This is a genomic window from Adlercreutzia equolifaciens, from assembly GCF_029076695.1.
In the GTDB taxonomy this organism is placed as follows: domain Bacteria; phylum Actinomycetota; class Coriobacteriia; order Coriobacteriales; family Eggerthellaceae; genus Adlercreutzia; species Adlercreutzia equolifaciens_A.
In genome coordinates, this window is the sequence record NZ_JARFIK010000354.1 from 1 (window position 1) to 304 (window position 304).

A 304-nucleotide genomic window follows, 5' to 3' on the forward strand; every position below is an offset into this window, starting at 1 on the left:
AATTCCCAGTTCACGTTACCCGCAACCATTGGTTGTCGCGGGGAATTATGCCCGCTTCTGGTAAATTGACCACATAAGGTGCTGGTGCAACTGGTGCGGAAACCATATGGTCAGAGGCAAGATGTGACGAAGAAGACGCGAAAGGGAACTGTGATGAACGTCGAAATCGCCCAGCGCCTTGCCGAACTGCGCCGCGAGCGCGGGTTCTCCCAAGAGGACCTGGCCACGCAATTGGGATTGTCGCGCCAGGCCGTGTCCATGTGGGAGCGCGCCGAGTCGGCTCCCGAGATGGGCAACCTCATTG

At 58.2% G+C, this 304-nt stretch carries 1 protein-coding gene; it reads left to right on the forward strand.

Translation table 11 applies throughout. The annotated features are described in order from the left end of the window. Window positions 1–153 precede the first annotated feature (153 nt). Window positions 154–304 (forward strand): helix-turn-helix transcriptional regulator (locus PZH32_RS12720; RefSeq protein ID WP_275208619.1); only part of this gene is annotated, 151 nt, incomplete at its 3' end.